Here is a 390-nt window from a genome sequence, read left to right on the forward strand (position 1 = left end):
GTCGAGCGCGGCCAGCGCCTCGGGAAGCACGTCGACGCGCACCAGGCCCGTCGTCGCGTTCGGACCGTCAGTGACCTGGTACGTCAGGTCGTACGACCGCGGCTCCATCGACACGAACGTGAACGTCCCCGCGTCATAGTTCGGCGTGATCTCCGCCGGCGCCGACTCCGAGACCGACGCCAGCCGCAGCTCGTCGTCGTTCGGATCGGTGTCGTTGCGCAACGGCTCCACCGTCACCGGCTGACCCGCCGGCACCACCACGTGGTCGTTCACCGCCACCGGCGGCTGCGGACCCGGCACCACGTCCACCAGGAGCTTGCCCTCGAAGACGCCGCCCTGCCCGTCCGCCACGGTGACCGTGACCACCTTGCGACCCGTCGCACCGCCGCC

General features: G+C 71.3%; 1 protein-coding gene. It reads right to left on the reverse strand.

Features of this window, described 5'->3' with window-relative positions:
- A partial coding sequence (locus tag G3I17_RS39515) for an Ig-like domain-containing protein (protein ID WP_164604543.1) occupies positions 1-390 on the reverse strand: 390 nt, incomplete at both ends.

The sequence above is a fragment of the Streptomyces sp. SID13031 genome (assembly GCF_010548305.1).
Lineage (GTDB): Bacteria > Actinomycetota > Actinomycetes > Propionibacteriales > Kribbellaceae > Kribbella.